Origin of the sequence: Arthrobacter sp. MYb224 (genome assembly GCF_002975455.1) — a bacterium.
In the GTDB taxonomy this organism is placed as follows: domain Bacteria; phylum Actinomycetota; class Actinomycetes; order Actinomycetales; family Micrococcaceae; genus Glutamicibacter.
Genome location: NZ_PCPU01000001.1, coordinates 431,770 through 456,686, shown reverse-complemented (window position 1 = coordinate 456,686; position 24,917 = coordinate 431,770). Strand labels below are relative to the sequence as shown.

Annotated in this window: 23 protein-coding genes; 7 read left to right on the top strand and 16 right to left on the bottom strand. The window is 61.5% G+C overall.

Going from position 1 to position 24,917, the window contains the following annotated elements; genetic code table 11:
• Positions 1-36 precede the first annotated feature (36 nt).
• Genes pgl through tkt form a run of 6 tightly spaced genes read right to left on the bottom strand, consistent with a single transcriptional unit; the run spans position 37 to position 8,033 of the window.
• A complete protein-coding gene (gene pgl / locus CQ017_RS02210; protein ID WP_105552304.1) occupies positions 37-777 on the bottom strand; it encodes a 6-phosphogluconolactonase in 741 nt (246 codons plus the stop codon).
• Positions 767-1,708 carry a glucose-6-phosphate dehydrogenase assembly protein OpcA gene (locus CQ017_RS02205; protein ID WP_105552303.1) on the bottom strand — a complete coding sequence of 314 codons (942 nt, stop codon included), beginning with the start codon at positions 1,706-1,708 and terminating at the stop codon, positions 767-769. The genes pgl and CQ017_RS02205 overlap by 11 nt, the downstream gene beginning before the upstream one ends.
• Complete coding sequence (gene zwf, locus CQ017_RS02200; RefSeq protein ID WP_105552302.1) at positions 1,705-3,225, bottom strand: glucose-6-phosphate dehydrogenase; 1,521 nt, start codon at positions 3,223-3,225, stop codon at positions 1,705-1,707. Before zwf ends, CQ017_RS02205 begins: the two co-directional genes overlap by 4 nt.
• A gap of 9 nt (positions 3,226-3,234) precedes the next feature.
• Positions 3,235-4,809 carry a glucose-6-phosphate isomerase gene (locus tag CQ017_RS02195; protein WP_105552301.1) on the bottom strand — a complete coding sequence of 525 codons (1,575 nt, stop codon included), beginning with the start codon at positions 4,807-4,809 and terminating at the stop codon, positions 3,235-3,237.
• The gene (gene tal, locus CQ017_RS02190; protein WP_105552300.1) at positions 4,810-5,913 is read right to left on the bottom strand and encodes a transaldolase; all 1,104 of its coding nucleotides are present in this window, start codon (positions 5,911-5,913) and stop codon (positions 4,810-4,812) included. It lies immediately after the preceding gene.
• 17 nt (positions 5,914-5,930) lie between these two features.
• Positions 5,931-8,033: a transketolase gene (gene tkt / locus CQ017_RS02185; RefSeq protein ID WP_105552299.1), complete on the bottom strand. Its 2,103-nt coding sequence runs from the start codon at positions 8,031-8,033 to the stop codon at positions 5,931-5,933.
• Between the two features lie 700 nt (positions 8,034-8,733).
• On the opposite strand from tkt, the gene CQ017_RS02180 reads away from it, so the two are divergent.
• A complete protein-coding gene (locus tag CQ017_RS02180; RefSeq protein ID WP_096285128.1) occupies positions 8,734-9,711 on the top strand; it encodes a heme o synthase in 978 nt (325 codons plus the stop codon).
• Positions 9,712-10,097: 386 nt separating this feature from the next.
• Here the strand turns inward: CQ017_RS02180 and CQ017_RS02175 are convergent, their stop codons facing one another.
• From CQ017_RS02175 to CQ017_RS02165, 3 genes are read right to left on the bottom strand one after another with little or no spacing between them, the layout of a single operon-like run.
• Entirely contained in the window at positions 10,098-11,105 is a 1,008-nt protein-coding gene (locus CQ017_RS02175; protein ID WP_105552298.1) for a heme A synthase, read from the bottom strand.
• 27 nt (positions 11,106-11,132) lie between these two features.
• Complete coding sequence (locus tag CQ017_RS02170; RefSeq protein WP_105552297.1) at positions 11,133-11,894, bottom strand: ABC transporter permease; 762 nt, start codon at positions 11,892-11,894, stop codon at positions 11,133-11,135.
• Complete coding sequence (locus CQ017_RS02165) at positions 11,891-12,844, bottom strand: ABC transporter ATP-binding protein (protein WP_374954983.1); 954 nt, start codon at positions 12,842-12,844, stop codon at positions 11,891-11,893. Before CQ017_RS02165 ends, CQ017_RS02170 begins: the two co-directional genes overlap by 4 nt.
• A gap of 191 nt (positions 12,845-13,035) precedes the next feature.
• Here CQ017_RS02165 and CQ017_RS02160 point away from each other — a divergent pair, with 191 nt between their 5' ends.
• From CQ017_RS02160 to CQ017_RS02140, 5 genes are read left to right on the top strand one after another with little or no spacing between them, the layout of a single operon-like run.
• Complete coding sequence (locus CQ017_RS02160) at positions 13,036-13,821, top strand: metalloregulator ArsR/SmtB family transcription factor (RefSeq protein ID WP_105552295.1); 786 nt, start codon at positions 13,036-13,038, stop codon at positions 13,819-13,821.
• Complete coding sequence (sufB, locus tag CQ017_RS02155) at positions 13,818-15,278, top strand: Fe-S cluster assembly protein SufB (RefSeq protein ID WP_105552294.1); 1,461 nt, start codon at positions 13,818-13,820, stop codon at positions 15,276-15,278. The genes CQ017_RS02160 and sufB overlap by 4 nt, the downstream gene beginning before the upstream one ends.
• A gap of 2 nt (positions 15,279-15,280) precedes the next feature.
• Entirely contained in the window at positions 15,281-16,561 is a 1,281-nt protein-coding gene (gene sufD / locus CQ017_RS02150) for a Fe-S cluster assembly protein SufD (RefSeq protein ID WP_105552293.1), read from the top strand.
• A 47-nt stretch (positions 16,562-16,608) separates the two neighbouring features.
• Positions 16,609-17,367: a Fe-S cluster assembly ATPase SufC gene (gene sufC, locus CQ017_RS02145; RefSeq protein WP_096285114.1), complete on the top strand. Its 759-nt coding sequence runs from the start codon at positions 16,609-16,611 to the stop codon at positions 17,365-17,367.
• Between the two features lie 13 nt (positions 17,368-17,380).
• Positions 17,381-17,725, top strand: coding sequence for a metal-sulfur cluster assembly factor (locus tag CQ017_RS02140; protein WP_096285112.1), 345 nt, complete (start codon positions 17,381-17,383; stop codon positions 17,723-17,725).
• A 111-nt stretch (positions 17,726-17,836) separates the two neighbouring features.
• Here CQ017_RS02140 and CQ017_RS02135 read toward each other — a convergent pair whose 3' ends face one another.
• The 6 genes from CQ017_RS02135 to CQ017_RS02110 form a co-directional block, all read right to left on the bottom strand.
• The gene (locus CQ017_RS02135) at positions 17,837-19,009 is read right to left on the bottom strand and encodes a thiolase family protein (RefSeq protein ID WP_219843896.1); all 1,173 of its coding nucleotides are present in this window, start codon (positions 19,007-19,009) and stop codon (positions 17,837-17,839) included.
• Positions 19,006-20,475 (bottom strand): class I adenylate-forming enzyme family protein, encoded by a 1,470-nt coding sequence (locus CQ017_RS02130; RefSeq protein ID WP_105552291.1) that lies wholly within the window; start codon positions 20,473-20,475, stop codon positions 19,006-19,008. The genes CQ017_RS02135 and CQ017_RS02130 overlap by 4 nt, the downstream gene beginning before the upstream one ends.
• Before the next feature lie 4 nt (positions 20,476-20,479).
• Positions 20,480-21,055 carry a biotin transporter BioY gene (locus tag CQ017_RS02125; RefSeq protein ID WP_096285106.1) on the bottom strand — a complete coding sequence of 192 codons (576 nt, stop codon included), beginning with the start codon at positions 21,053-21,055 and terminating at the stop codon, positions 20,480-20,482.
• 43 nt (positions 21,056-21,098) lie between these two features.
• Positions 21,099-21,704 (bottom strand): energy-coupling factor transporter transmembrane protein EcfT, encoded by a 606-nt coding sequence (locus CQ017_RS02120; protein WP_096285104.1) that lies wholly within the window; start codon positions 21,702-21,704, stop codon positions 21,099-21,101.
• A complete protein-coding gene (locus CQ017_RS02115; protein WP_105552290.1) occupies positions 21,701-22,390 on the bottom strand; it encodes an energy-coupling factor ABC transporter ATP-binding protein in 690 nt (229 codons plus the stop codon). The genes CQ017_RS02120 and CQ017_RS02115 overlap by 4 nt, the downstream gene beginning before the upstream one ends.
• A gap of 148 nt (positions 22,391-22,538) precedes the next feature.
• Entirely contained in the window at positions 22,539-23,267 is a 729-nt protein-coding gene (locus CQ017_RS02110; protein WP_105552289.1) for a LysE family translocator, read from the bottom strand.
• 154 nt (positions 23,268-23,421) lie between these two features.
• Here CQ017_RS02110 and CQ017_RS02105 point away from each other — a divergent pair, with 154 nt between their 5' ends.
• Positions 23,422-23,868 carry an Lrp/AsnC family transcriptional regulator gene (locus CQ017_RS02105; RefSeq protein ID WP_105552288.1) on the top strand — a complete coding sequence of 149 codons (447 nt, stop codon included), beginning with the start codon at positions 23,422-23,424 and terminating at the stop codon, positions 23,866-23,868.
• Here CQ017_RS02105 and CQ017_RS02100 read toward each other — a convergent pair.
• On the bottom strand, positions 23,865-24,908 hold the full coding sequence (locus CQ017_RS02100; protein ID WP_181148237.1) for an MFS transporter: 1,044 nt from the start codon (positions 24,906-24,908) through the stop codon (positions 23,865-23,867). The genes CQ017_RS02105 and CQ017_RS02100 overlap by 4 nt on opposite strands.
• Between the last annotated feature and the right edge of the window lie 9 nt (positions 24,909-24,917).

The window sequence follows — 24,917 nt, the reverse complement described above, 5'->3', positions numbered from 1 at the left end:
CCATTGCTTTGGGGCGGCACCGGTCTGCGGTGATGCTTAGAGCAGCGTCGCGGCGCTGCGGTCGATCAGCCAGCGGGTAGCCTCGGTGCCTTGCACGGCGCTTGCCGGCACCTTGGCCTCGTTGACCTCGTGCTGTGCAGCGGCCAAGGCTGGCGCCTTCTCCGCACCGGAGACCAGCAACCAGACCTCGCGGGCCGTGTTGATGGTGCTCATGGTCAGCGACACCCGGTGCGGTGGCGGCTTGGGGGAGTCGTGCACCGCGATCGCCCCGAGCTCGGTGGAGCGCGTGTGGTCCGGGAACAGCGAGGCCACGTGCGAATCCGGGCCCATGCCGAGCATCAGCACGTCGAAGACCGGGTTCGCCGCGCCGTCGCCGGCCTCCTCGGCGAGCAGCCGCGTGTAGGCGGCAGCCGCGTCCTCGGCGCTGGCGTAAGCGTCGCTGTCACCCATCACGTGGACGGTGCCACGGTCAAGGCCCAGCTCGTCCAGGGCGGCGAACAGCGGTTCGGCCTGCACCGCGTTGCGCTCGGTGCTGCCGGCGGCGACGAAGCGCTCATCTCCCCACCAGAAGTGCACCTGGGACCAATTCACCGAAGCCTTCGCCGGGTTCTGCGCCACGGCAACCAGCGCCGCGATGCCCAGCGTGCCGCCGGTAACCACCACATGGGCGACCCCGCGGGCGGCGATCGCATCGGCGATGGAGGTGATCAGCCGGGCTGCGACCCCGTGCGCGGTGGCGGCGGTGTCTTCATGGATGACAATCTGTCTAGCGATCACTGGGAATGATGCTCCTTAGGTTGGTCAGGTTCAGCCCGCGGGTGATGACCTCGCCGAAGACATCGTCCGCGTCCAGGCGGCGCATCTCCTCGGCCAGGCATTCGGCCACCGAGCGGCGCGGCAGCGAGATGCGCTGCGGCGCGCTGCCGGGCAGGTAGAGGTGGGCCACGGCTCCGGAGGGACGGGAAAGCTCCACGTCGCCATCCTCACGAGCCAGACGCACGCTGGAGAGCCCGCCGGTGGACTTATCCGCCGCGATGGTCACCGGGACGTCCAGGCGCATGGTCAGCCAGGCCGCCAGCAGCGAGGTGGACGGAGAGTTCTCCGAACCCTTCACGGTGATGCCGCTCAAGCCCTCGGTACCGATCAAATCGATAATGCTCGCCAGCTGGGCGCGCCAGAGGGTGATGCGGGTCCACGCCAGGTCGGTGTCCCCGGCGCGGTAGGTGCTCGCGCGCTGGAAGAGCGCCTCGGTAGGATCCTTGGTCTCGTTCGAGTCGGTGATCCGCCGGTGCGCCAGCTTGCCCAGCGCGGTGTTGTACGGGTCGGCCGGGACCCCGTGCGGCCACCAGGCCACGATCGGCGCGTCGGGCAGCAGCAGCGCGGAGATCAGCGCCTCGTCGGCGGCCATATCCGGGCCATGCGTGCGCATCACGATGACCTCGGAGGCGCCGGCGTCACCGCCGACGCGGATCTGCACGTCGAGCCGGTTCTCGCCCTTCTCCGAGCCGCGCACCACCACGATGATGCGGCAGGGGTGTTCGCGGCTGGCCAGGTTGGCCGCCTCGATGGCGTTCTCCGCGAACCCCTCGCGGGTGATGACCACCAGGGTCAGCACCCGGGACAGGGCCACCACCCCGTGGGTGCGGCGCGAGGAGAGCAGCTTCTTGGCCACCTTCGAGGTGGTCGTGTTGGGAAGATCGATCATCATGGGCGTCGCCACGTCCTTCCGTCTTTGGCCATCAGCTCATCGCCGCTGGCCGGGCCCCAGGAGCCGGGCAGGTAGGGGTCTGGCTGTTCGGGCTGTGCGGCCCAGTAATCCTCGAACGGGTCGAGGATGCGCCAGGACTGTTCGACCTCTTCGTGGCGCGGGAACAACGGCGGTTCGCCGAGCAGCACGTCGAGGATCAGGCGTTCGTAGGCCTCCGGGGAGGACTCGGTGAACGCGTTGCCGTAGCCGAAGTCCATGGTCACGTCGCGGATCTCCATCTGGGTGCCGGGCACCTTGGAGGAGAAGCGGATGGTCGCGCCCTCATCGGGCTGCACGCGGATCACGAAGGCGTTCTGCCCGAACTCGTCATCCGCGTGGTCGGTGAACAGCAGGTTCGGTGCGCGCTTGAAGACCACCGCGATCTCGGTGACGCGGCGGCCCAGGCGCTTGCCGGCGCGCAGGTAGAAGGGCACCCCGTCCCAGCGGCGGGTGTTGATGTTCAGCCGCACCGCCGCGTAGGTTTCGGTTTTGGACTTCGGGTTGAAGCCCTCCTCGTCGAGGAAGCCGACCACCTCTTCGCCGCCCTGCCACCCGGAGGTGTACTGTCCGCGGGCGCTGGCGGCCCCCAGATCCTCGGGCAGCTGCACCGCGGTGAGCACCTTTTCCTTCTCGGCGCGCAGGTGATCTGCGTCGAAGGAGATGGGTTCTTCCATGGCGGTCAGCGCGAGGAGCTGCAGCAGGTGGTTCTGGATGACGTCGCGGGCCGCGCCCACCCCGTCGTAGTAGCTGGCGCGCCCGCCGATGCCGATATCCTCGGCCATGGTGATCTGCACGTGGTCCACGTACTTGTTGTTCCACAATGGCTCGAACATCTGGTTGCCGAAACGCAGCGCCAGCAGGTTCTGCACGGTTTCCTTGCCCAGATAGTGGTCGATGCGGAAGACCGCGTCCGGCGGGAAGACCGACTCGACGATCTCGTTGAGCTCGCGGGCGCTTTCCAGGTCGTGGCCGAAGGGCTTCTCGATGACCACACGCTCCCAGCCGGGATTCTCGTCCTTGGCGAGCTTGTGCTCGGAGAGCTTCTGGCAGACCACGTCGAACCAGCTCGGCGGGATGGACAGGTAGAAGGCGTGGTTGCGTCCGGTGGAGCGCGAATCGGCCAGCTCGTCCAGGGTGGCGGAGAGCTGCTGATAGGCGTTGTCGTCGTCGAAGGCCCCGGAGATGAAACGCATTCCGGAGGCCAGCTGGTCGAACACCGTCTCGTTGAACGGGGTGCGCGCGCTGGCCAGGATCCATTCGCGGGCCTGGTTGGCGAAGTCCTCGGCGGACCAGTCGCGGCGGCCGAAGCCGACGATAGCGAAGTTCGGGGGTAGCAGGCCGCGGTTGGCCAGGTCATAGACCGCGGGCATCAGTTTTTTGCGGGCCAGGTCGCCGGTGATTCCGAAGAACACCAGCGCGCCCGGACCGGCGATGCGGTTAAGCCGCCGGTCGCGGGCGTCGCGAAGTGGATTGCTCATATTGTGTTGTTAGCTCGCAGCCTCAAGCAGCGCCGCGATACCCGCGGCGCGATCGGTTAGATTCACGCGCAGCACCGGACGGCCGTGTTCGGCGTCCGCGAGCACCGCACCGTCGCCGGTAGCCTGGGCGGTGATCAAACCGCCGAAGCTGTAGGCGCGGCCCGGGATCTCCAGGTCCTGCTCGTGGTTCGCGGTGACCTGCAGGAAGACCCCCTGGCGGGGGCCGCCCTTGTGGTACTGGCCGGTGGAGTGCAAGAAGCGTGGTCCCCAGCCGAAGGTCACCGGGCGTGAGGTGCGTTCGGCCAGCAGGTCGCGCAGCGCCTCCAGCTCCTTGTCGCCGTGGCGGTTCAGGTAGGCGTGGATGGACAGGTAGCCATCCTCGCCCAGCTGTGCGGTCAGCGCATCGAGCGCGCCGGCCAGGTCCACGGCCTGCGTGCCGAACAGCTCGACGCTGCCGTCCACCGCATCCGGGGATCCGGCGGTCGGCGCGTCGAGCAGCGAGCGCGCGGCGATCTTGGCGGCCTCGACATCCGGCTGGTCAAACGGGTTGATGCCCAGCAGGTAGCCGGCCACGGCGGTTGCGTACTCGAAGATCATGAACGAGGTGCCAAGCGGTGCACTGAGGTGGATCGCGGTGGCTTCCTCATCGATTTCCGCGGGCAGCTGCTCGTGCAGGTAGAGCGGCAGCACGTCGGCGGCCACCTGCTTCAGCTCGGGCGCTTCAGCGTGGGCCACCACGGGGAGCACTCCCTTGCCGAGCTTGCCGGTGGATTCGGCGATGAGCTGTTCGGCCCAGTCCCCGAAGCCCGGCAGGGCGTCGCCGATTTCCGCGATAACCAGCTTGTCGCGGCCGGCGGTAACCAGCGCGGCGCCTAGGTGCAAGGCAATGTTGTCTTCGTCGTCGCCGCTGAGCAGGTCCGAGATCAACCCGGCCTCTTCGATCAGCGCTTCGATATCGGCCCCGGCAAGTCCCGAAGGCACCAGCCCGAAGGCGGTCAGCGCCGAGTAGCGCCCGCCCACATTCGGGTCGGCGTTGAAGACCGCGCGCACGCCTTCCGGATTGTCCATCGGCGAACCCGGATCGGTGACGAGCACCAGGCGGGTAGCCGGATCGATGCCGGCGGCCTCGAAGGCCGCGGTGAAAGCGCGTCGCTGCGAATCGGTTTCCACGGTGGACCCCGATTTGGAGGCGACGACCACGACGGTGCGCTCCAGCTCGGTGTTCACGATCTCGGAAACCATCTGCGGGTCGGTGGTATCGCAGATGACCAGGTCGACCTCGTCATGCGCGGTGATCACCTCGGGTGCCAGCGAGGAGCCGCCCATGCCGCACAGGGCGATCCGGGTCAGGCCCTCGGCCAGCAGCTGCTCGCGCAGCTCAAGGATCTGCGGAAGCAGCTTCGCGGCGGCTTCGAAGGGCTGAGCCCAGCCCAGGCGCATGGCGGACTCGGCTTCGGCCTCGGCGCCCCACACGGTGGGGTCCTGGCCGGCGATGCGGCTGCCGATCTTGGCCTCGATGAGCTGCGGAAGCAGCCGGTCGACCGAGGCGAGGGCCGCGCCGGAAGTAACTAAGCCCAACTCCATCTACTTGGCCTCTTTCAAAGCCACAGACATGTCCTCGAGCAGTTCGTTCCAGGCGACGTCGAACTTCTGAACGCCTTCGACCTCGAGCAGCGACACAACCTCGTTGTAGTCCACGCCCTGGGCCGCCAGCGCGTCGAGCACGCCGTTGGCCTGGGCGTAGCTGCCCGAAACCACGTTTCCGCGGACCTCGGCCTCCGCGGCGGTGGCCTCCAGGGTCTTTTCCGGCATGGTGTTCACGGTCTGCGGTGCCACCAGTTCGGTGACGTACAGGGTGGATGGGTAGGCAGGATCCTTCACGCCGGTCGAAGCCCACAGCGGACGCTGCACATTGGCCCCGGAGGCTGCCAGCGCTTCGTAGCGAGCCGAGGCGAAGGTCTCCTCGAAGACCTGGTAGGCCAGGCGGGCGTTGGCCACACCGGCCTGGCCGCGCAGGGCCAGTGCCGCCTCGGTGCCGATGGTGTTCAGGCGCTTGTCGATTTCCGAGTCCACGCGGGAAACGAAGAAGGAGGCGACCGAGTGGATCTTGGACAGGTCCAAGCCCTTGGCCTTGGCCTTCTCCAAGCCGATCAGGTACGCGTTGATGACCTCGCGGTAGCGTTCCAGCGAGAAGATCAGGGTGACGTTGACGCTGATGCCCGCCGCGATGGTTTCGGTGATGGCCTCCAGGCCGGCCAGCGTGGCGGGGATCTTGATGAGCACGTTTTCGCGGGCTACGCGTTCGTGCAGGGCCTTGGCCTGGACGATGGTCTGCGCGGTGTCGTGGGCCAGACGCGGGTCGACCTCGATGGACACCCGGCCGTCGAAGCCGTTGCTGGAGTCGTAGATCGGGCGGAACAGGTCGCAGGCGGCGGCAACGTCGTCGCTGGTGATCTCGGTTATCGCGTCTTCGACCGACTTGTGGCGCTGCTCGGCGATGGCCTCGCCGTAGACCGCTGCGTTGGTCAGTGCCGCGGCGAAGATCGACGGGTTGGTGGTCACGCCGACGACGTTCTGCTCTTCGATGAGCTTGGCCAGCGAACCGCTGGTCAAACGCTCGCGGGAAAGGTCGTCCAGCCAGATCGAAACGCCGGCGTCGGACAGGGCCTGGGTATTTGGGTTACTCATAATGTGTGCCAGTTCCTTTACTTAACAACTTTTTCGGCGGCTGCGACAACTGCATCGGTGGTGATCCCGAATTCGCTGTAGAGCTTCTTGTAGTCTGCGGATGCACCGAAGTGATCCAGGGAGATGATTTCGCCCGCGGCGCCGACCAGCTCGCGCCAGCCCTGGGCTACGCCGGCTTCCACCGAAACGCGGGCGGTGATGGCCGCCGGGAGCACCTCTTCGCGGTAGGCGGCGTCCTGCTTGGCGAACCATTCGAAGCTCGGCAGCGAGACGATGCGGGCGGCGATGTTCTTCGCGGCCAGTGCCTCGCGGGCCTCTACGGCCAGCTCGACCTCGGAGCCGGTGGCCAGCAAGATGACATCCGGGGTGGTCTCGGCGCCCTCGCGGACTGCCTCGGCCAGGATGTAGCCACCCTTCAGGGTGCCTTCGGCGCCGCGGAAGCCTGGTGCCGAACGGTCATAGATCGGCAGGTTCTGCCGGGAGAGCACGATACCCGATGGGGTGTCGGTCAGTTCCAGCATGCCGCGCCATGCGTAGGCGACCTCGTTGGCGTCTGCCGGGCGGACGACGTCGAAGTTCGGGATGATGCGCAAGGAGGCGAGCTGCTCCACCGGCTGGTGGGTCGGGCCGTCCTCGCCCAGGCCGATCGAGTCGTGGGTCCAGACGAAGATCGATGGGATGCCCATCAAGGCGGCCAGGCGGATGGCCGGACGCTGGTAGTCCGAGAAGATCAGGAAGGTTCCGGAGAACGCGCGGGTCGGGGAGGAGAGCACGATGCCGTTCACGATCGACGCGGCGGCGTGCTCGCGGATGCCGAAGTGCAGGACGCGGCCGTAAGGGCTGGCATCCCAGGAATCGGTGGAGCGGCGCTCGGGTGCGAAGGACTTCGCGGTGGCGATGGTGGTGTTGTTCGAACCGGCGAGGTCCGCGGAGCCGCCCCACAGTTCGGGCAGCTCATCGGCGATCGCGTTGATGACCTTGCCCGAAGCGGCGCGCGTAGCCATGGTGGAACCCGGTTCGAAGGTCGGGATCTTTTCGGTCCAGCCCTCCGGCAGTTCCCCTGCCTGCAGGCGCTCAAGCAGCGCTGCCTCTTCGGGGTTGGCGCGCTTCCACGCCTCGAACGTCTCGTTCCAGGACTCGTGCAGCGCTGCGCCGCGGGTCACTACCTCGCGAGCGTGTGCGAGTACTTCCTCATCGATGTGGAAGGACTGCTCCGGGTCGAAGCCCAGAACATTCTTCAGCCCTGCGACTTCTTCGCCGCCGAGCTTCGAACCGTGGATGCCGCCGGTGTTCTGCTTGGTTGGCGAAGGCCAGCCGATGATGGTGCGCAGCGCGATCATCGAGGGACGGGAGGTCTCGGCCTTGGCGGCGCGGATCGCGGCGTCCAGGGCGTGCATGTCTTCGACGTATTCGCCGGTGACGGTCCAGTCCACGCGCTGGGTGTGCCAGCCGTAGGAGTCGTAGCGGCCCAGCACGTCTTCGGTGAACGCAATGTCGGTGTCGTTCTCGATGGAGATCTTGTTGTCATCGTAAATGACGACGAGGTTGCCCAGTTCCTGGTGGCCCGCTAGCGAGGAGGCCTCGGAGGTGACGCCCTCCTGCAGGTCGCCATCGGAGGCGATGACGTACACGGTGTGGTCAAACGGGCTGGTGCCGGCTTCTGCTGCCGGATCCAGCAGGCCGCGCATGCGGCGCTGGGAGTAAGCGAAGCCAACGGCCGAGGCCAGGCCCTGGCCCAAGGGGCCGGTGGTGATCTCCACGCCGGCGGTGTGGCCGTATTCCGGGTGGCCCGGAGTCTTCGCGCCCCAGGTGCGCAGCGCTTCGATATCTTCCATCTCCAGGCCGTAGCCCGAGAGGAAGAGCTGCAGGTAGAGGGTCAGCGAGGTGTGACCGGGGGAGAGCACAAAGCGGTCGCGACCGATCCAGTTCGGATCCTTCGGGTCGTGGCGCAGGTGCTTCTGGAAGATCAGGTACGCAGCCGGAGCCAAGCTCATGGCGGTACCGGGATGGCCGTTGCCAACTTTTTCTACTGCGTCGGCTGCCAAGACACGAGTGGTGTCGATGGCCTTACGATCCAACTCGGTAAGTGAGAACTCTTCTACTAAGGATTCAATCGCCACTGCGGCGTTCCTTCCATTCAGGCTTGGACGGGGTTTATCCCGCTGACACGCAATACGCCGTCGACCCTGCTACCCGTAGTCGAGCTTTTTGGGGTATCAGGTGGCGACGGCGCGATTAGTGTCCACTGTATCGCGAATCGCTCTATGACTGTATGGGTTGAACAAACATGACACGCACATTTTGCATCAATCTTTGACCCATCGAACATTGCCGAGAGCACAACCGGAGGGCGAGCCTCCCGCGGCCCGGGTTGCGGCAATGACCGGGCGAGCTGAATTAGGGACCTTCTGCTGCGCTCCGGCGCGACGCGAATGCCGCGCCGTGGCCGGGCGGGGGCCGTGGGGAAATGGTTATCGCGCGGAGCGCACTGGACATCCAGACGAGGTTGCGATTGAAGCTTGGGAAAACCCTTGGTCAACAACGTTATATTCTTGTTTGTCTTTGAATTACAAACTTTGAAGATTGTTTATTCGGGACGGAATGGCGGTGCCGCCGCGCGGCGCGGGTGCCGGCTGGCGCAGCTCATCCAGCATTGCGAAGCGTGTGAGGCTGCTCCCGGATGATGTCGGAGGGGGTAAAGATGACCGGAATCACGGAGTTGGCCTTGAATACTTACATCAAGCAACTACCGTCTGAGTTCTATTCGTCGTAGAATAAGTGGTGTCTGTCTTGTACCCGTGTAGAACTGAGTGCGTTTAATTGAAGACTCTTAGCGTCGCCGGATCGTTAGTACCGCGCTCATCGCGCCAACCTGACGAAAATGCTGGGGATTTTGCCAAGCGCAAGGCCCGTGCCTATCTGGCGCTCACCAAGCCTCGCGTCGTAGAGCTGCTCCTGGTGAGCACCTTGCCGACAATGATCTTCGCAGAGCGCGGTTTCCCTGCCGTCTGGTTGATGGTTGCTACCATTCTTGGCGGTGCCATGGCCGCCGGCGCGGCAAGCGCATTCAACTGCTACCTCGATCGCGACATGGATAAGTTGATGAAGCGCACCAAGGGGCGGCCTTTGGTTACCGGTGACGTCACCCCGCGCGAGGCCCTGATCTTCTCTTGGGTCTTGGCGATCGCATCGCTCGTAGTCTTCTGGTTCGGCACCAATCCGCTGGCCACGGCCCTGGGACTTGCCGCGATCCTTCTCTACGTAGTTCTCTACACGATGATCCTCAAGCGCCGCACCTCGCAGAACATCGTCTGGGGCGGCATTGCCGGTTGCATGCCGGTCCTTATCGCCTGGGCGGCGGTCACCGAGACCGTGGAATGGCCGGCGATCATCCTATTCCTGGTGATTTTCCTTTGGACCCCGCCGCACTACTGGCCACTGTCCATGAAGTATGCAGATGATTACAACGCCGCCTCGGTGCCGATGCTAGGGGCAATAGCCAACGCCCGCCGTGTTTCGGTGCAGGTAGTTCTCTATGCCTGGGCCACGGTGGTCTGCTCCCTGCTGCTGCTGCCTATGGGATATGCGGGCATTGTCTACACCGCGATTGCCGGCGGGGCAGGCGTATGGTTCGTCTACGAGTCACATGTGCTCTACCGCGAAGCTCAGCGCGATCACAGCCCTGCCGAGATGAATCGCAAGGCCATGAAGGTCTTCCATATTTCGATCACTTACCTATCGATCGTGTTCCTGGCGCTGGCTATTGACCCGTTCGTCGGCAGCCCGCTGTTTGGCTAAGCAATTACCCTGAAATCCCCGCTTCCATTGAGTTGGAGGCGGGGATTTTTGTCTCTGCGGACCGGATCCGCATGTCGTCGATGCTGCTTCCGGAAATGCTTGGCAGCGGTGGAGCTTCGACGGAGGTATCCCACCGCTCGTGCCCCTGCTATCGCTCTAGCATCCCGCCACTTGGCCGTGGCGGAGGCCATCGTGCTCATTTACGCAGTGACCCACTATTGGTCGCGGGATTCGACGGGGGACTGCTTCTTGCCTTCGGATGCTACGGGCTGCTGCGTTAGGGTCTGTTGGAAAGTTTGCTTCGCAGAGCAGGCGCTAGCCCATGCGGATAGAGAAAAGGCTGGAAACCAGGTGGTTTCCAGCCTTTTGCCATACTGCCTGCGAAGTTAGTGCTGCTCGACGCGCTCGCTCTTCGGCAGCCTGGCCGCACGATCCCAGAGGTTCGTGGAGGCGACCATCAGCAGGCTCGCACCGAGCATATGCAGAAGGACCAAGCCGATGGGGAGCCCGGTGAAATGCTGGATGTAACCGAGGGCCGCCTGCAGTGCAATGACGAGGACCAACCACCAGCTGGCCGCACGGAGCTTGGCGTTGCCTCCGGTGCGGTAGGCGAGCACCAGGACGATCACCGTGGCAAGGACGAGCAAGTACACCGGGGCCGTGTGCATGCGCGTGACCAGCAGGGGATCGAAGAGGTGCCGGGGAGCGGTGGCGTCGCCGGCGTGCGGGCCGGTTCCGGTCACGATCGTTCCCATGATGACGGCAAGCATCGACAGGACCCAAGCGGCCGTCGCGAATTGCCCGATGGTCTTCGTCGTTGGCGGGGTGATGTCATGCTTCAGCTCGCGGCGGGTTCGGTTGACCAAGATCGTCGCCAGGCAAACCAGCGTGCCCGAAAGTATGAAGTGCAGGGAAACAACCCAGGGGTTCAGATCCGTCCAGACGGTAATGCCGCCGATCACGCCTTGAGCCGGAATGCCCGCCAGCAGCACCACTGCGAGCTTGAAGATCGAAGGGTGGCTCTTGCGCATATTCCAGATTGAAATTAAGAAAGCCACGGCAATTGCAAGCAGGACGAAGGTCAGCAGGCGGTTCCCGAACTCGATCAGCCCGTGGTAGCCCATTTCTGGAACCGGGGTCATCGACCCCGGGACGCAATTGGGCCAGTGCGAGCAGCCGAGGCCGGACTTGGTCAACCGCACCGCACCACCGGTGACGATGATCCCAATCTGCGAAACCAAGGAGGCGATAGCAAGGCCGTGGACGATGCGGGTGACCTTCGGCGGCATAGTGCCTAGCCATGCGACGGCGGCAGCGACAATGATTCCGAAGAGGTCACCGATCTTGGCGCGCAACTTGGAAGCCCAGCTTCGTTTAGCTAGGTCTGAAGACATGGAAATCTCCCCTTCATGGTGTTCTGGTTAGTTCCACTTGAATAGTTTGATGGCGGCAAATGAACCAGCGGCGGCCCAAAGCACCAAGAAGATTACGCTTGCGATGCTGAACCGGCCTTCAATGAGCGCCGAGCGCATGGCGTCGCCGAGTGCGGCAGAGGGCAAGGCGTCCAGGGTCGGCTGGATCCAATGCGGCGCCATGCTCAGCGGGAAGAGCACCCCGCCCACGCCGGCGAGCAGGATCCACGCCAAATTCGTGATTGCCAAGGTGGCTTCGGGGCGAACGGTGCCCGCAATCAACAGCCCCAGGGCGGTGAAGGCAGCTGCTCCGAGAAGCAAGAATAAAATTGCCGGAAGGATTCCAAACAGGTTTGGCTCCCATCCGAGCAGCAAGGCCACAAGGGTGATGAGGACTACCTGGATGGCCAGCACGGTGAGCACCGCGATGACCTTTCCGAAAATCAGGCCGGTCTTTCCCAGGGGAGTCGTGGAGAACATCCGCAGTACGCCATAGCGGCGGTCGAAGCCCGTTCCAATGCCCTGGCCCGTGAAGGCTGTAGAGATCACGCACAAGGCCAACACGCCCGGGACGGCGGCATCAATGCTGCGCGGGGCAACGCCTTCGAGCAAGTCGGTAAAGGTCAGCCCGAACAAGGCGATGATAGGCAGCACCACCGCGAGCACTAGTTGCTCGCCATTGCTGAGCATCATGATCGTTTCGTATTTGCCCTGGAGCGCGATGCGCTTGGGGGTGGAAACCGCGTTGGATTTGGCAACAGTCTGGCTCATGCCGACTCCTCCTTTTGCGCGAATTCCAGAAAAACATCTTCGAGGCTACGTGCCTGCAGATTCATATGCTTAGGCAGGATTCCCTCGCGTGCCCACCAGCTGGTGAGCCAGTGCAGATGCTCCGCGGTGCTCACCCCGGTCAAGTGGTACTCGCCGGGAGTGGTTTCGCTCAAGTGCAGGCCTGCGGGGGGTTGCGGGAGCGTGAGGCCAGGTGCCGCGCCAAAACCCACGGGGCGGGTCTCATGCTCGGCGGCGGCCAGCGTCGTCAATTCTGCGACGGTGCCCTGCGCAACGGTGCGGCCCTTGTCGATGATGTACACGTAATCACTCAGGCGTTGCGCGTCATCCATCAGATGGGTGGTGAGCACGATCGCCTTGCCGGCGTCGCGCTGTTCGCTGATCAGATCGAAAACTACTTGACGCGACTGTGGGTCCAGACCCGCGCTTGGCTCGTCCAAGAACAAGACTTCGGGGTCCCCGGCCAGCGCCAGGGCCAAAGCGACGCGTTGCTTTTGGCCGCCTGAAAGCCTGCGGATGGTGCGGCTGCCAAAGGATTCGAGATCTAAACGCACTATCAGCGCATCGATATCTATTGGGTTCTTGTACATGGCCGCGACATGGCGCAGCAACGGAACCGGGCGCATCGAGGGAGGCAGCCCGCCGTCCTGCAGCATTACGCCGACACGCGAGCGGAGGGCCGGATTGTCCCCGTAGGGATCTTGGCCGAGCAATTGCACCGTTCCGCCTACAGGGCGCATAAGCCCCTGGGCGCAGGCGAGGGTCGTTGACTTGCCGGCGCCATTGGAGCCGAGAAGCGTGGTGACCTGCCCGGGGAAAGCTTTGAGGGAGACGGAATCCAGGACCCTGAGCATGCGATTATTCAGCGCAGGAACCGGTCCCAGATCCTTGCTCAGCTCATTGATGATGAGGCTGGGAGTAACTGAAGACACCACAGCATTCTACGTCATGTCGAAGTCAAGGGCTCTGAGTCCTTTGTCACGAAGGCTCGAGTTCGTTTTGCGTGCGGAGGATGATGGTTGTAGCGGAAGAGAAAATCCGCGAGATTTCCAAGGTGACAAGCTCTACCTTAGTAAGTCCTTCCTTACTAGACGTAGGCTAAAAATATAGGCATGCTTGTGTTGTGTATTCATCTAATTCAGACACAGCTAGTACCACAACTGGCACTACGGTTGACGCGGTTGGGGATACTGAGGAGCGCACGCGAGACCGAGTTCTGAACGCAGTCCTTGAAGATGGACCGGTCAGTGCAGCCGAGCTTGGCACCAAGCTCGGGTTCACGCCCGCGGCGGTTCGGCGTCACCTCGATGCCTTGTCCAAATCCGGACTGGTAGAGGTGAAGCTGGTAGCCAACCAGAAGTCGGGCGCAGGCCGTCCGTCCCGTCGGTACGTACTTTCGCACCGGGGACAGACAAAACTGGGCAATGACTACCTGGATATCGCCACCCAGGCACTTAAGGTGTTGGGGGATGCGGCGGGAGAAGATGCGATTCGCAAATTCGCCCAGGACCGTTTCGCGACGATGGAAAGCCGCTATGCGAAAGCGTTAGACGGTGTTGAAGGGTTGGAGGAGCGAGCAGCGAAGCTAAGCGAATTACTTAGCTCCGATGGTTTCGTTGGCTACACCCGCAAGGTTGAAGCGAAGGTTTCAACAGCACTAATGCGCAGCGTTCAGCTGTGCCAGGGGCATTGCCCCATACAAGATTTGGCACGCGAGTTTCCGGTGTTTTGCGACATGGAAACTGAAATGTTTGCCCGGCTGGTCGGTGTCGACGTGAGAAGGCTGTCGACGCTAGCCGGCGGCGGACATGTGTGCACGACCCACATCCCTGTGGGTCGCGGAAAGGCGCCAATACGCGCTGAGAAGAGAACTCGAATCAAGTTCACGAAGCAGGAGAGGCCGCGATGACGGATCAGATTGCACAGGAGTCTGCCGACCCAGGTGTAATTTCCGATATTCTGGAGAAGAACCCCGAACTCCACGGAATCGGTAATTACGAATACGGCTGGTCAGACAAGAACGACGCGGGTGCGAATGCACGTCGCGGCGTTGATGCCGATGTTGTAGCTAACATTTCCAACCTCAAGTCAGAACCTGAGTGGATGTTGGAGCTGCGCCAGAAAGGCTTGAAGTACTTCGACCGCAAGCCGATGCCTACCTGGGGTCCAGACCTCTCGGGCATCGACTTCGACAACATCAAGTACTTCGTTCGCTCGACCGAAAAGCAGGCCACCACGTGGGAAGACCTGCCCGAAGACATCAAGAACACCTACGACAAGCTAGGCATTCCAGAGGCTGAAAAGCAGCGTCTGGTTTCCGGCGTAGCTGCTCAGTACGAGTCCGAGGTTGTTTACCACCAGCTGCGTGAAGACCTCGAAGCCCAGGGCGTCATCTTCCTCGACACGGATACCGCGTTGAAGGAACACGAAGACATCTTCAAGGAATACTTCGGCTCGGTCATCCCAGCAGGCGATAACAAGTTCGCTTCGTTGAACACCGCGACCTGGTCCGGTGGCTCCTTCGTCTACGTCCCCAAGGGCGTACACGTGGAGATCCCGCTGCAGGCCTACTTCCGTATCAACACGGAAAACATGGGTCAGTTCGAGCGCACCTTGATCATCGCCGACGAGGACTCCTACGTCCACTACATCGAGGGCTGCACCGCCCCGATCTACCAGTCGGACTCGCTGCACTCGGCCGTCGTGGAAATCATCGTGAAGAAGGGCGCCCGCGTCCGCTACACGACGATCCAGAACTGGTCGAACAACGTGTACAACCTGGTGACCAAGCGTGCCGTCTGCGAAGAGGGCGCCACCATGGAGTGGGTCGATGGCAACATCGGCTCCAAGGTCACCATGAAGTACCCGGCCGTCTACCTGGTCGGCGAGCACGCCAAGGGCGAGACCCTGTCCATCGCCTTCGCCGGCGAAGGCCAGCACCAGGACACCGGTTCGAAGATGGTTCACATCGCTCCGAACACATCCAGCACCATTGTCGCCAAGTCGGTGGCCCGTAACGGTGGCCGCTCCGCTTACCGCGGTCTGGTCCAGGTTCGCGAGGGTGCCAAGGGCACCAAGAACTCGGTCGTGTGTGACGCGCTGCTGGTTGACCAGATTTCGCGTTCGGACACCTACCCATACATCGACGTCCGCGAGGATGACGTGACCATGGGCCACGAGGCAACGGTTTCCCGTGTTTCCGAAGAACAGCTGTTCTACCTGCAGTCCCGCGGCCTGGCCGAGGACGAAGCAATGGCGATGATCGTGCGTGGCTTCGTTGAGCCAATCGCCCGTGAACTTCCAATGGAATACGCGCTGGAACTGAACCGCCTTATTGAACTCCAGATGGAAGGATCGGTCGGCTAAGAATGTCCGAGACCACTACTCAGATTCCCGATGAGAAGGCGCGCATTGGCGCCCCCTCCATCCCGGGCTTCACAGAAGAGGGCGAAAACCTTTCGCCATTGAACGACAGCGCCACCTCCCCACTTGCCGGCGACTCGGCCAAGAGCCACAGCCACGGCGGCGGCGAAGGTGTGACGGATTCTTCACGTGCCGGTCGTTTGACCAGCTTCAACGTCGAAGATTTCCCCAAGTTGACCGGACGCGAAGAAGACTGGCGCTTCACCCCGCTCAAGCGCATCGGTGGCCTGCACACCGCTGAACTGACCGGCAAGGCACCGAAGGTTGAACTGACCGGTTCCGACAACGTCTCGCTGCGCACCGTCGCGGCAGACGACGCGATCCGCGGCAACGCCTTCACCCCTGATGACCGCGTGTCGGCCAACAGCTGGAAGTACTCCAACGGCGCACAGGTGCTCACCATCCCGGCTAACGCCGAAGATGTGAAGAGCGTCCTGCGCATCACCGGTGAGTCGCTGGATCCAGCGGCTCAGCACCTGATCATCGTGGCAGAGGAGAACTCCGAAGCCATGGTCGTTATCGACCACGTAGGCTCGGCAGTGCTGGCGCAGAACATCGAATTCGATGTTCGCCAGGGCGCTCGTCTGCGCGTTGTCTCGCTGCAGGCTTGGGAATCGGATGCAATCCACGCTTCCTCGCAGCAGGCCTCGGTGGCCAAGGACGCAACCTTCAAGCACATCGTGGTCACCTTCGGTGGCGACCTGGTGCGCGTGAACCCTTCGGCTCGTTTTGCCGGAGAGCACGCCGAGATCGAGCTCTACGGCCTGTACTTCGCCGACGCCGGTCAGCACCTGGAGCACCGCCTGTTCGTCGACCACGCGGTACCGAACTGCAAGTCGAACGTGCTGTACAAGGGTGCCTTGCAGGGTAAGAACGCGCACACCGTCTGGGTTGGCGACGTGCTGATCCGGAAGGCTGCCGTGGGAACCGATTCCTACGAGGCGAACCGCAACCTGGTGCTCACCGACGGCACCCGTGCCGACTCGGTGCCTAACCTGGAAATCGAGACCGGCCTGATCGACGGTGCCGGACACGCTTCCACCACCGGACGCTTCGACGACGAGCACCTGTTCTACCTGATGGCTCGCGGTATCGATGAGAAGACCGCACGCCGCTTGGTGGTTCGTGGCTTCCTGAACGAAATCGTCCAGCAGATCGGTGATGAGCAGCTCCAGGAGCGCCTGACCGACACCATCGAAGAAGAATTGGCAACCACTACCCTCTAGGTAGTGCCGGTTCTACCAGCCTTTTAGATATAGAAACGGAACGACGTATGTCTACTCTGGAAATCAAAGACCTGCACGTCTCGATCGACACCGAGCAGGGTGAGAAGGAAATTCTCAAGGGTGTTTCGCTGACCATCAACACCAACGAAACCCACGCAATCATGGGCCCCAACGGCTCGGGCAAGTCCACCTTGGCCTCGACCATCGCCGGCCACCCACGTTACAAGGTCACCTCGGGTTCGATTACCCTTGATGGCGTCGACGTGCTGGAGATGAGCGTTGACGAACGCGCCAAGGCCGGCCTGTTCCTGGCCATGCAGTACCCAGTCGAGGTCCCCGGCGTGACCATGACCAACTTCTTGCGTACCGCCAAGACCGCAATCGACGGCGAAGCTCCGAAGCTGCGTACCTGGACCAAGGACGTCAAGGAAGCCATGGCGAAGCTGAAGATCGATGCGGACTTCGCTGGCCGTAACGTCAACGAAGGCTTCTCCGGCGGCGAGAAGAAGCGCGTCGAAATCCTGCAGATGGAACTGTTCAAGCCTAAGTTCGCCATCTTGGACGAGACCGACTCGGGCCTCGACGTTGACGCGTTGAAGACCGTGTCCGAGGGCGTCAACCGCGCTCAGGATGATAACCAGATGGGCACCTTGCTGATCACCCACTACACTCGCATCCTGCGCTACATCAAGCCAGACCACGTGCACGTGTTTGTTGACGGTCGCATCGCTGAGCAGGGTGGCCCGGAACTTGCAGATCGTTTGGAAGACGAAGGCTACGACCGCTTCCTCAACGTCAAGGCCTAGTAAGGTAAATTCCATGAGTGAATCAACCGAACAGAGCACGGGAGCCGCTACGACTCCGTTGGAAGACGTAGAGGAGGCGCTCAAAGACGTCATTGACCCGGAACTCGGTGTTAATATCGTCGACTTGGGCCTGCTTTACGGTCTGAAGTACGCGGAAGACGGCGCACTTATTCTCGACATGACCCTGACCACCGCGGCTTGCCCGCTCACCGATATTATCGAGGAGCAGGTCGCCCAAGCGATGGAAAGCGTTGTCGACGAGCATCGTTTGAATTGGGTCTGGATGCCGCCTTGGGGTCCGGAACGCATTACCGACGATGGTCGCGACCAGATGCGAGCCCTTGGGTTCAACATCTAAGTTGTAGAGCCAAAAGGCACCTTTCGAATCTTTCAAGATTCGAAAGGTGCCTTTTCTTAATCCGCTTGTTGAATCTGCGCTGGTTGTAGCCCCGTCCCTGGCCCGATGGTTTTAGTCGGGCTGTGTGTACACCGATTCAAAAGCCACCGCCGTACCGGTGCCACCGGCGGCGGCCATGAGGGCCAGACAGAGTTCATCGCCGCGTGCGGTGGCCCGTGCCTGCCAAAAGAGCCGGGTAGCCAACAAAGCCCCGCTGGCACCGTAGGGGTGTCCCAAGGCAAGCGCGCCGCCATCACGGTTAACCGTTGAGGCGCCAATTCCTAGCTCTGCAAGGCAAGCCAAGGCCTGGACGGCGAACGCCTCATTGAACTCGATGAGTTCCGCCTTGCCTAGCCGGTCGACGCCGAGCAGCTGCGCAAGCTTTTGATACGCGGGCACCGCTGCCATGCCAAGGATTTGTGGGTCGCAGGCCCCGGTGCCGGTTCCTAGATATCTCAGGGCAAACCGTGCGTCAAGTCGTGCATAATGCTCTGCATCGACAACCAACACCGCTGCGGCCCCATCATTTATAGGGCATGAATTGCCTGCCGTGACGGTACCGCCGGGAACGAACGCGGGACGCAAGGAGGCTAGTTTCTTGGCCGACAATCCCTCGCGTGGGCAGGTATCGGACTGGACCACTCCCGAAGGAGTGCCAATCGGCACGATTTCCTGGTTGAAGCGTCCGGCTTGCTGCGCTTGCACCGCGCGTTGGTGACTGCGTAGGGCAAACTCGTCCTGGGCGGTGCGGGAGATCTGGAACTGTGCGGCAATGTTCTCCGCGGCCACACCCATTTCCGGGTCGACTTGCGGGTGCGGGGTAAAACGGGCGCGCGAATAGATCCGTGGCGGAGAAGCGGGATCCCCATTTTTCTCCATTCGCCAAGGTGCGGTGGATACCGATTCGACACCACCAGCGATCACGGCCCGTGCCTCGCCGCAGCGCACCATTCTGGCTGCCGCTGCGATTGCCTCCAACGCGCTCGCGCATTGGGCATCGAGGGTAGTCGCCGGCACGGAGTCAGGCAGCCGAGAAACCTGCGTTGCGACGCGCGCAATGTTTCCGCCGGGTCCTGCCGCGTTTCCCGCGAAGACGTGGTCCACGTCTGCAGGGGAGATTCCAGTGTCCTCCAACAAGGCGTCAAAGACCTTGCCCAGTAGTTGGTCGGCTCCGAGACGAGCGAATTCCTTATTTGAGCGCACCACTGGCGTGCGCCTGGCGGCTATGATCAAGGCTTCATTCATCGCAAGCGCAGCTTTCTCAGTCCGGATGTTGTTGGTGCTGGAAGAGTTTGAATATCGCATTTGCCGCTGGCGGTCAGTGGCCAAGAAGGCAAAAACACTACGTCGTGGGGAATTTTATAAACGGGCAGAATCTCGCGGAGTGCCTGCGAGACCGAAGATGGATCGGGCAGTGGCTGGTGAAGAGCAAGTTGCACATAGGCGGTCAGCACCGTCTTGCCGTGGGCCAGGCGGTGCGCCAGAACGAGCGACTGCCTCAAGCCTGCCGCTTCGAGCGCTCTGGTGATCTCCGCAGGATAGACGTTGTTTCCATTGATGTTCATCATCTCGCCGCCGCGGCCAAGGATTTGAATACGTTGACCGGGTAGCAAGCGGGCAATATCTCCGATTCCGGTCGCTTCCTCGCAGCGTTCTAGCTGGCCCGAGCCCTGCGGGTCATAACCGATGGCGTTGAAGGCACTTCGAATCATGAGCCGACCTGTCCCGTCGGTGCCATTCTGTGCATGCAAATGTGCCCGGACTCCGTCGAAGAGCGTCCCCATGAAAGGGCTCTCCTCGACTTCTTCAAGGCTGCGCTGGCGGTAGGCAATCAGGCTGTGCTCGCTGCTGCCGAAGTATTCGATGCAATTTACGTCTTTCGAGAGCTGTAGGATCTGCTGGGCCAGATCCAGGCTCAGGGCTTCGCCGCCGGTGACCACGTGACGCAGCCCGGAGAGCCGCTGGAGTGGAATCTGCTGGAGCAGCAACCGCACGAGCGAAGGAACTGCAACCAGTCGGTTACAGCTGGTTGACTGCAATAGTCGCCGAACGTGCCCGGCCTGCCAACGTCCCGGTGCCACTAGGGTGCCGCCGAGCGCGACCGATTCAACCAGCGCATATAGGCCGAGGCCATGAGCGAGCGGACCGGGAACAAGCGTTGTGGAATCTTCGCTGGCCCCGAGAATCCCCGCGCACCGGCTGATGGACTGCTCCCATGAATGGCGGGTGCGAACAACTGCCTTCGGGCTGCCGGTGGATCCGGATGTGAAGATGAGCAAAAGCTCGGAGTCGGAGCCGGCCTGTGTGGCCAGGTCCGCAAGCGCATGGCTGGGATCCGATACCGTGCGCACGCCTAGAGCCGTGTGGCCAAGCTCTGTCACCGACGCTTCACCGGGCTGATCCGTTAGGACCTTCGGAGACCCGAATTGCGTGAGCGTGGTCTTCAGCTTTTCGGCAGGCCAGGTCGGATCGAGAATCATGGCGCTCACCCCGGCGAGCACGCAGGCATGGAATCCTATGGCCAATGCGACCGGATCCGAGCAGTAGAGTCCTACGCGACGGCCAATGCGTGGATCCCGCTGCAATGCCTGAGCCAAATCGTGGCTCGAGGCGTACAGGGTTGCGTAATCGATTACCTGGGAAATGCTGATTACCGCCGGGTGATCTGGACGAGTGAGCGCGTGATGCTGCAGCTGGCTGGCGAGATTCATGGATCTAGCGCATGAGTCCCCGGTAGCTGCGGTGAACGGTGACGGCCACGAGCGTGGCGACCACTGCCTTGATCAGATCCCCGGGGATGAACGCCAGGGAACCGAGCGCAGAGGTGCCAAGGTCAAGGCCGGTCACCACGGAAGTCCAGGGAATTCCGAAGAGGTAGATGATGCCTATTCCACCCAACAGTATGGAAAGCAGTCCGGTCACGATGCGTGTGCCCTGGCTTTTCTGGCGAAGCACCCAGTACTTGAACAATACGCCAATGACCAAGGAGCCAAAGATCCAGCCGAGCAGGTAGCCGCCGGTTGGGCCGAGTAGGACCGCGAGTCCGCCGCGGCCGCCTGCTAGGAGCGGTAATCCTGCCAGGGCAAGGACAACCACAACCAGGCTGGAGAGCATGCCTCTGATGGGGCCCAGCAGCGCGCCTGCCAGCATGACGCCTAAGGTCTGCAAGGTGATGGGCACCGGAACGATGCCAATCACGATTGGGGGAACAAGTCCCATGGCGGCGATCATCGCAGCAAAAATAGCTACGTAGACGGTATTTCGGGTTTGCGAAGAAGTGGCAGTTGCCATAGTTGGGTCCTAACGAATGATGCTGCGAGAGCTGATGGCGAGGTTATTTGAGTTTGTCGGCAGAGTCGTACCCACGAGCTTCCAGTGCTTCGGCAGTGTCGTCGGCAATTCGCAGTGAGCGAATCACCAGCGGGACCGCCACAGCCAAAGGATTGTTGGCCAGCCCGCGCGCATGCTGTGCCTCGCGTACTTCTAGATAAACTCGCTTGAGCTCTGGAATGAAGCGAATGGCTAGAGATAGCCCCAAGGAAATTTGGGCCGGGTTAGCGCCCACATAACGCAGGGGAGAGGCCACCTGCTGAAAGAGTTCCAGCATGGCGTCGAAGGTTGTGGTCAGGCTGACGGCGTAGGCGAACATGCACATGGTGAGTAATCGAAGCACGGACACCCAAGCGTTTTCCCAGTTGGTCTGCATGCCCAGCGAAATAAAGACAAAGCTGAGGATCAGCAACAAGGTGATCAAGGCGGTGCGCAATTGCTGAAATTTCACTCGCGCGCTGAACAGCAGCAGGAGGCTGCCAATGAGCAGCACGACAAGCGCTTGCCAACTTGGGATCAGGTACAACCCGATGCTGATAGCCAAGAGCGCGCCAAACTTTAGTCCGGCAGGAAGCTTTGCCAGGTAGGAGGTATTGTGTGCCGCGATCATACGTGGCTCCACTGCCGGTAGTGAGCGATGGCGTCCGCTGGAAGGCCGTCAAATGCAATGGTTCCGTCGGTGACGACCAGAACGCGATCGAAATCTTCTAGCAGTTCCAGATCGTGTGTGATCACGATCGCGCGCTGTGGAAGCTGCGCAATTTCGCGTTGGAAGCGTAGCCGGTTGCGCAGATCGAGCATGGTCGTTGGCTCGTCGAAGACGATCGTGCGTGGCTGCATTGCGATGACGGCGGCCAGCGCGACCATCTGCTGCTCGCCCCCTGAAAGGGTATGGCTTTCCCGGTCCGCCAGATGCTTGATGTTCAACTCGTCTAGCGTTTGCTCGACCCGGACCTTGCGGTCGGCCTTTGACAGCCCTAGGTTCTTCAGGCCGAACGCAATGTCATCGGCCACCAGCGGCATGATGATTTGGTTTGCCGGGTTTTGGAAGACGAAACCTACATCGCGGCGTATCTGTTTTGCATGCTTGGAGGTATTCATTTCGCCTACGCGCACCGTGCCATAGGTGGGAACAACGAGAGCATTGAGCAATCGCGACAGGGTGCTTTTCCCTGCGCCGTTGGCGCCGATGATTCCGATGCGACGTTCGTTGAGCGTCAGATTGATATCAGCTAGGACGGTGCGGTCCTCGAAGCTGACGGTGACCTGCTCAAGTTGGATCTCTGGTAGTTCCACAATGCTCCATCGCGACGTACTTGTTCGCCCAGTAAAACACCAGTGGCTAGTTGGCGGTAGGGCTGCGTTCTTCGTGGCCGATTCAACCACTGAGAAAAGAGCATACTTGATCACTGTTCAATTGTCTTGATCGGTGTTCAAGAAATATTTAGAAGCCGAGGAACTGTTCGTAGATAAGAACTAGTGAGAGTCCGATCATGATGATTCCTGAAGATGCGGTCACTATGCGTGCGGCTAGTGGACGTGAGCGTAATAAAAGACGCGAGGCGAAGGCAATCGAGAAATACACAGGGACTGACACGGCGAAGTGCGTGAGTCCAAGCGCTCCGGTCTGCAGCGATAGCGGCCAGGTGGCAGAGCGGTCAATGAATTGGGGAATGAGCGCAAGGTAAAGTAGCAAAGCCTTCGGGTTGGTGCCGCTGGTGAGAAGGCCCTTGAAAAACGCGCCGCGCCATGGGCCGCCAGGTTTCAGCAGCGGACGGGTTTTGGTAAGCACGGCGGTAGCCGCGAAGGGAAGCTCCGCGGGATCGCTTGAAGAATTCACCGGAGTCATGGACTCGGAAGATGCAGGCGATGAGGTGCCATAAAATTTCGCCGACCTCCAGCTCGCGAGGGTGACGACGCCAAGCCATAAAAGGTAAAGGGAACCGGCCATGGTGAGCCATAGCAAGAGTTGCGGCGAGCTGGCCACAAGTGCCGCTACGCCGCAGACCAGTAGCGCGGTATGAAACAGATATCCGGTGAGTAGCCCCCAAACTGCTGCGCAATATCCCTTGGGCCCAATGGCCGAAGAAATGATATACGCCCAATCGGCACCCGGAGTGCAGGCGAGCGTTATGGAGACAAGGAGGAATCCGGTTAGTTGAGCGATATCCAAGGTGTCTCCTCGTGGTTCCAGCAGTACTAGTGCAAGCGTAGGAAATATTCATCAAAAAGTGTTTGCCGATTTTGCTTGAAACTGGGAAACATAAGCACGATTTTTACGATCATTGTGGAATTGGCGCAAAAATATTGCGTAGTATGCTGGTGCTATGGATAAATTGGATCGTGCGATTATCGCCGAGCTGCAATTGGACGGCCGGATGAGTGCAACCGCCTTGGCGAACAAGGTGGGACTGTCGGTTGCGCCATGCCACCGCCGCATTCGAGAACTCGAACGCACGGGGGTGATCGCCGGATATCAAGCCGTTGTCGCCCCTGAGCGCGTAGGGCTGGCCTTCGAGGCGTTGGTGTTCGTGACGCTGAAAGATCGCACCCAGCTCAAGGCCTTTGAGGCGGCTGTAGAAAAGGATGAACTCATCGTCGAGGCGCAGCGCCTGTTTGGCGAACCGGATTTCCTGCTTCGCGTGTACGCCAAAGACCTGACGCACTATCAGCACCTATACGATGACGTGCTAGTCGAACTGCCTGGAGTGGAAAAGCTAAATAGCACGATCGTGATGCGAAATATCAAAGAGCGGGCGATCCTGCCGGTCTAGTGGTTGACTTCAACCGCGTTGCCAGATTGCGCTGCGCGAGGTGTGATGAGCAGCGAAATCACCAGAATACCCGCAATGATCCATAGCGCCTGCGGCAAGCCAGTGGCATCTGCAACGAAACCGATAACCGGAGGTCCGCTGAGCATCGCGCCATAACCGAAGGCGCTGATCACGCTCACTGCTCTTGGGCCGAGGTGATCGCTACGTGAGGCAGCGATCGACATGCCAACAGGGAAGCCAAGGGCGCTTCCAAGACCCCAGAGCACGGCGCCCGCTCCTAGGGTTGCCGTATCTTCGCCCAGGATAAATAGCACGATCCCAATGAGGCCGATCATTCCCATGATCATCAGCGAGCACTTGGTGCCAATGCGGTCCACGATCGGCCCACCGGCAAACCTGCCTATCGTCATGGCTCCGGCGAACAGGGTGAACATCAAGGCCCCGCTTGGGTGGTCCAAACCATGGCCGTCAACCGAGGCCACCGCCAGCCAGTCATTGGCTGCCCCTTCGGCGAAGCTCAAGCCAGCAACCATTAGCCCGAGCAAGAGCAGCAAGCCCCGGTGGGAGCGCGCTCCGGACGTCTGCAGCTGGGACTTGTCTCGCGGACGGGAATAGTTGTAGTTCCAATCCCTGAATCCAGTCTGTGCTATGAGTGCCAAGGAAATAATCATCACGGCGACCAAAATAAAGTGCCACGCGGTGGTGATGCCCAAGCTGAGGGTGGCCGTCGCGATTCCTGCACCAAGCAATGAGCCGAGGCTGAAGTAGCCGTGCAGCGAAGGCATGATGCTCTTGCCAAGTTTTCGTTCGACCTTGGCCCCATTGACATTCATCGTGATGTCAAGGGAGCCAAAAACCAGCCCATTGGTGAAAAGCACGACGAAGGCTAAGGCCTCGCTGTGCAGTATCGACACGGACAGTCCTAGCCCGACAAGTATTAGGGCAAGAATTATCGGCAACACCAGTAGCAAGTTCTTGGCCGAGACTCTTCGGCTCAGCGCCGGCGCAAACGTGATGCCGGTCAGAGTTCCAGCGGTCATGCAAAAGAG